Source organism: Devosia sp., assembly GCF_028290645.1.
Lineage (GTDB): Bacteria > Pseudomonadota > Alphaproteobacteria > Rhizobiales > Devosiaceae > Devosia_A.
This window is the reverse complement of the sequence record NZ_JAQGJL010000200.1, coordinates 1-4198: the sequence shown is the minus strand read 5'-3', so window position 1 is coordinate 4198 and position 4198 is coordinate 1. Positions and strand designations below refer to the sequence as shown.

Genomic DNA, 4198 nt, shown 5'->3' with positions numbered 1-4198 from the left:
CTATACGTTCCTTCGTGGCCTCAATTGAGAGCCTTGGCGCGGAGCTCGAGGAAGGCAGGACCGAGTGGGCGAAATGGGCGCTTCAGCAGGCCGACGCGATCGACCCTACAAAGAACGGCACGCTGAGAGCGTCAATGGCCACTTTGCGTCAGAAGTCCGATGGGAGTAACTAGCGCTCAGTCCCATCCGGCAGCTGCCAGCTAACCCGGAAGTGCTCGCTCCCACAGCATGGCGCGGTGATTTTCTTCCCAACCTCGTCAAGCATGACCTCGGGCCCGATCGCCGCGATCAGCGTCCTCAGGTCCATCTCGGTCGCACCCTTGCACGGCTTCACCGACTTCAGCCCTTGGTGGCGCCGCTCGCAGATCACGAACAGCCGCCAGCCGTTGTGCATGGCGGTGGCCAGCATGGGCGGCACACGACGGCCGCCGCCGCGCTGGATCTATTGGCCCACGCCGATCTGGCTCATGAAGCTGGCATTGTCCCAGAACAGGTATTCTTCATCCATGACGCCGTCCTTCCAGTGGCCGACGGTGCTCATCGTCAGCTTGAACGGTTTGCCGGTCGGGGGGATGACCTTGCCGCCCGGCAGTTGCATCGGCTTGGTAAAGGTGCCTTCAAGAAAGCCGATGACCGACGTCCAGTCGCCTGACTCAATCCGGACGGGGTGGGTCTTTATGTTGGTGTCCGGCGCGAAGGTGAAGATGCCCTTCAGCTCCTTGATGTGATCCGGAATCCCGCGCGTCGTATGCCCGTCGGGGTAATGCACCAGAATGTCGGCTGCGTGGCTTTCCTTCAGCCGATCCCACTTCTGGTTGGAATAGACATCGAAGTCCAACGTATCGAACGTCTTCAGATGCTGTTTGCCGATCCGTTCGGCCTCCCTGTAGCGGGCCAGCGCTTCCGCATCCGTCTTCGGACTTGCCACGGCAGGCAAGGAGCCGGCAAGCAATGCCGAGGTGGCGAGGACGATAATCGCGCCGCGCAATCCTGCTAAGCTCATTGGACTTCCTTTCTATGGATTGAGGCGCTGCACACTAAGCGCATCCAAATCTCGAGGCTGAAGCGCCCCACAATGAGCGGTGTTTACGCAATGTGGGGGCTGTCCGCTTGTTCTCTCTTGCGCCAAATGCGTCTGGCTTTCCCCGCTTGCGACATATGTCTTATTGGGGTGCATCGCCTGATCGACCGCGCTATAATGCCCACGTCAGCACCGGACGAGCAGATGCCCTGCGGGCACCAATAACCTCGCTGCATCCGGGCGTTTTGGCGAAGCGCATTGAGCCTGCCAATCCACCATCGGGTGGATTGTCCTGCTGCGTTGGCGAAGACATGACACAGCAACCAACCATCCGCACGGCCATGGTCGTGGAGACCAACTATCTTATTGCCTCGGTTATCGAGGCCCCGCTCCTCAACGCCGGCTATCGCGTGGCCATTGTCACCGATACCGACGAGGCGTTCGCCCTTTTGGATAGCCAGAAGGTGCACCTCGCCTTGATTGACTTCCGCCTGCAGCACGCCGAGCCCGAGGGACTCGTGGCAAAGCTCGGACAGCGCGGCATTCCCTTTATCTTCTGTACGGCAGCAACCCTGGAAGAGGTCTACGAGCACTTCCCCAACGCCAAGGTGATGGCGAAGCCGTTCAGTGACGAAGAGTTGCTTACGGCGGTGGCCGCCCTCTTTCCCGAGAATCCCTCCTACCAATGGGTGTGAGCCCAACCAACCTAGATGGAGGTGGACACCTGCCGACCTTTGAACCACACCGCCGAAAGCCGCAGGTCGCGTCCCAGGAACGGAAGCGCGCCGAGGCGACACTGAAACCATTCCTCATGGAGCTTAAGGCTTGGAACAACAAGGTCACGCGCATCCGTGGTCGATCCGATTCGATCTACAGCACGGACCAAGACCGACACCTGGCACACCTCGAATGCGGAGCATTGCTCGCGGAAATCCGCCATCGGCACGACGCGTTCCGTTTAGCCATCAAGGCCGAACGCCCGCATAGTCGGTTCGAGGATATCGAGGCCGCCTTTCATCGGCTTGCCGACCAGCTGCAGTCCATGTCGGATGTTCGGCCCCGATAGGGCGAGTTATTCTTCTGCAGGGGGAAGCGGGTGCCGCAGTGTGACCCCCACGACACCCGCCGCCCCGCCACCGTTAGGGGCGCATGGCAGGGCGAGGGAGCCTCGCCGAATAGGGGCGGCTTGACGATGCCGACGATGGTCGAAGGGGCGTGGAACGCCAAACGGGGAACCAAACCGCGCTTGGCCGGTTTTGGGAATGGTCCTTTAAAAAGACGATCCCGATTCAGCACACTCGCCCGGCGGCTCTTGACGAGCGCCGGGATTTTTGTTGCGCAGCCTTCAAGGCTTTGCCGCATCCTCCCATTGCGCAAGCCGTCGATCCGGCCCGCGTTCGTCGGCATGCCCAAGGTTGAGGCGCGCCGCCCCGCTGGGTGCAACCACGCTTGCTCGCCGAAGTTGATTCACTGAGGTCACTCCCGATGGCCTCCTCCGCCACCCATCGTTCAAAGGGCCTGCGCGATGACAAGGACGCGCGCGAGGTCCATCTCGAGGAGACCCCAAATGCGCAAGGCGCCTGATGCTCAACCCCACCCGTCCCCGGTGGAACGGCTCGGCCGTTTGCCGGCATCAGCCGACGACGTCGTCGTGATGCTCTCGGACGTGCTCTATGACTACCTGCCGCCGGACAGCGGCATATTGCCGAAGGAAGTCATCGACCGCCTGTTGGAAATTATCGAAAGCCCGATCGCCGTCGAGATCTACGAACGCGAGATGGCCCGCCGGCAGCCGCGCGACGCGGACACGTGGCACTGATGCTCGGCAGCGAGAAGGCGCTTCCAATTCCGGGCATGCCGAAGGTCGAGTTCCTCGACGAGGGCAAGACCCTAGCGCGATGGACCTTTGCCAGCGCTGATCTGGCAGCGCAGCGAGCCGAGTTCAATCACTGGCTCGGCTGGTTCGGCTTCGACGAGGGGGACCAGCCACACGCGGTGGAAGGGAACACCTGGCTGGTGCGCAAGCACGGGTAGCAGCGACCGTCCCGCGCCCCTTCGACCGTTCGGAGAGCTACTTCGATTTGGGCTTTAGCTCGAATGGGCAATTACCCACCCTTTGCCGAAAAGCGACAATCTCTCCCTCAACAGAGGAGAGTAACGATGACGCTCAGAGCGGCTATCCTTGTCTGTGCCATTACGGCATTGACGACTCTTCCGGCTATGGCCGTGCCGGTGGACAAGAATCCGAACGCCAACGGCAACGGCTACGCTGTGGGGGCTCCGGGACCGGTTGCCGGGGAAGGCCTGGCCTTCCTCGCAGCTGGCGGCGGGTATCTGCTGCTCCGGTTCCGCAAGCGCAAAACCGGTTCTCGAACGGAATAGCACTAGGCTCTGGCCGTAGCTTTGTTTTCCTGACGATACCCCTCTCCACCGCAACGGGGGGTGTCCTAGCAGCGGGCGGCTCGTGGTGGCCCGCGAAACGTCCGCTGCGACATTCATTCTTATATCGCCTGCCGCAGGGGGGCTAAGCGTCCGACTGAGTCCGGCTCTTAGGCAGCTTCGCTGGCGTGCTTACTGTGATCAGTTCATCGAGCGTCAAGTACCGCCCCGCGTGGTCACGAATGTCGATGACCGCGCCGCCAGCGCTCTGAATTTCGCGATAATCAGCCACAGCCTCGGCAGCAGAAAGGCACTCGCGGGTGCCTATTCCCACGATCATCTGGTAGGTTAGGGTGTAAGGCATCGCGTCCCCTTTGGCGCCGCAACCGCGCCCTTGACTCGGGGCGCGGTCTTTAGTCGTTAAGAGGCGTTGGAGTCAGAGTTAGTCGCGGGCTAACTCAGGTTTTCATCGTTGATCCGGTTCGACGGGTGTAGATTCCCGGCATGCAAACACCGGAAACGACGCAGCATCGCAACTCCCCAATTCGGTCAGTTGAGAAAAGACGCGCGAACAAGACGCTCCGGCCGTTTGTCGGGGCACTAAACGGCTGGAACAACAAGGCCGCATACCTCAGGGGTCGTGCTGAATCCCGCTATAGTTCCGACGAGGATCGTACTTTGGTTCGGCTCGAGTGCGGTGGCCTCCTGGCTGAAGTCCGTCATCGGCACAGCGAGTTTCGATCGGCTATCAAGGGCGAACCGCAGCACAGTCGGCTCGATGACGTCGAGGCATCCTTT

The 4198-nt window shown here is 61.1% G+C and carries 8 protein-coding genes; 4 read left to right on the top strand and 4 right to left on the bottom strand.

The features are described from left to right. Nucleotides 1-169: 169 nt before the first annotated feature. Together JWQ89_RS11425 and JWQ89_RS11420 are read right to left on the bottom strand one after the other, a co-directional pair. The gene (locus JWQ89_RS11425) at nt 170-409 is read right to left on the bottom strand and encodes a hypothetical protein (RefSeq protein ID WP_299641090.1); all 240 of its coding nucleotides are present in this window, start codon (nt 407-409) and stop codon (nt 170-172) included. A gap of 33 nt (nt 410-442) precedes the next feature. Then, complete coding sequence (locus JWQ89_RS11420) at nt 443-1003, bottom strand: ester cyclase (protein WP_299641087.1); 561 nt, start codon at nt 1001-1003, stop codon at nt 443-445. A 329-nt stretch (nt 1004-1332) separates the two neighbouring features. Between JWQ89_RS11420 and JWQ89_RS11415 the strand changes: the two genes are divergently transcribed. From JWQ89_RS11415 to JWQ89_RS11400, 4 genes are all read left to right on the top strand, one after another. Continuing rightward, nucleotides 1333-1716 (top strand): response regulator, encoded by a 384-nt coding sequence (locus tag JWQ89_RS11415; RefSeq protein ID WP_299641086.1) that lies wholly within the window; start codon nt 1333-1335, stop codon nt 1714-1716. A gap of 872 nt (nt 1717-2588) precedes the next feature. Next, a complete protein-coding gene (locus tag JWQ89_RS11410; protein WP_299641084.1) occupies nt 2589-2840 on the top strand; it encodes a hypothetical protein in 252 nt (83 codons plus the stop codon). Next, nucleotides 2831-3055: a hypothetical protein gene (locus JWQ89_RS11405; protein WP_299641083.1), complete on the top strand. Its 225-nt coding sequence runs from the start codon at nt 2831-2833 to the stop codon at nt 3053-3055. The genes JWQ89_RS11410 and JWQ89_RS11405 overlap by 10 nt, the downstream gene beginning before the upstream one ends. A gap of 126 nt (nt 3056-3181) precedes the next feature. Then, nucleotides 3182-3403 carry a hypothetical protein gene (locus JWQ89_RS11400; RefSeq protein WP_299641082.1) on the top strand — a complete coding sequence of 74 codons (222 nt, stop codon included), beginning with the start codon at nt 3182-3184 and terminating at the stop codon, nt 3401-3403. Between the two features lie 142 nt (nt 3404-3545). On the opposite strand, the gene JWQ89_RS11395 is transcribed toward JWQ89_RS11400, so the two are convergent. Together JWQ89_RS11395 and JWQ89_RS11390 are read right to left on the bottom strand one after the other, a co-directional pair. Continuing rightward, on the bottom strand, nt 3546-3764 hold the full coding sequence (locus tag JWQ89_RS11395) for a hypothetical protein (protein WP_299641080.1): 219 nt from the start codon (nt 3762-3764) through the stop codon (nt 3546-3548). Nucleotides 3765-4000: 236 nt separating this feature from the next. Then, nucleotides 4001-4198 (bottom strand): hypothetical protein (locus tag JWQ89_RS11390; protein ID WP_299641079.1); only part of this gene is annotated, 198 nt, incomplete at its 5' end.

Bases quoted from the DNA above. Each gene is read 5' to 3' on its own strand.
- JWQ89_RS11425 (WP_299641090.1), bottom strand. From the start codon at position 409: ATGCTGGCCACCGCCATGCACAACGGCTGGCGGCTGTTCGTGATCTGC.
- JWQ89_RS11420 (WP_299641087.1), bottom strand. From the start codon at position 1,003: ATGAGCTTAGCAGGATTGCGCGGCGCGATTATCGTCCTCGCCACCTCG.
- JWQ89_RS11415 (WP_299641086.1), top strand. From the start codon at position 1,333: ATGACACAGCAACCAACCATCCGCACGGCCATGGTCGTGGAGACCAAC.
- JWQ89_RS11410 (WP_299641084.1), top strand. From the start codon at position 2,589: ATGCGCAAGGCGCCTGATGCTCAACCCCACCCGTCCCCGGTGGAACGG.
- JWQ89_RS11400 (WP_299641082.1), top strand. From the start codon at position 3,182: ATGACGCTCAGAGCGGCTATCCTTGTCTGTGCCATTACGGCATTGACG.
- JWQ89_RS11395 (WP_299641080.1), bottom strand. From the start codon at position 3,764: ATGCCTTACACCCTAACCTACCAGATGATCGTGGGAATAGGCACCCGC.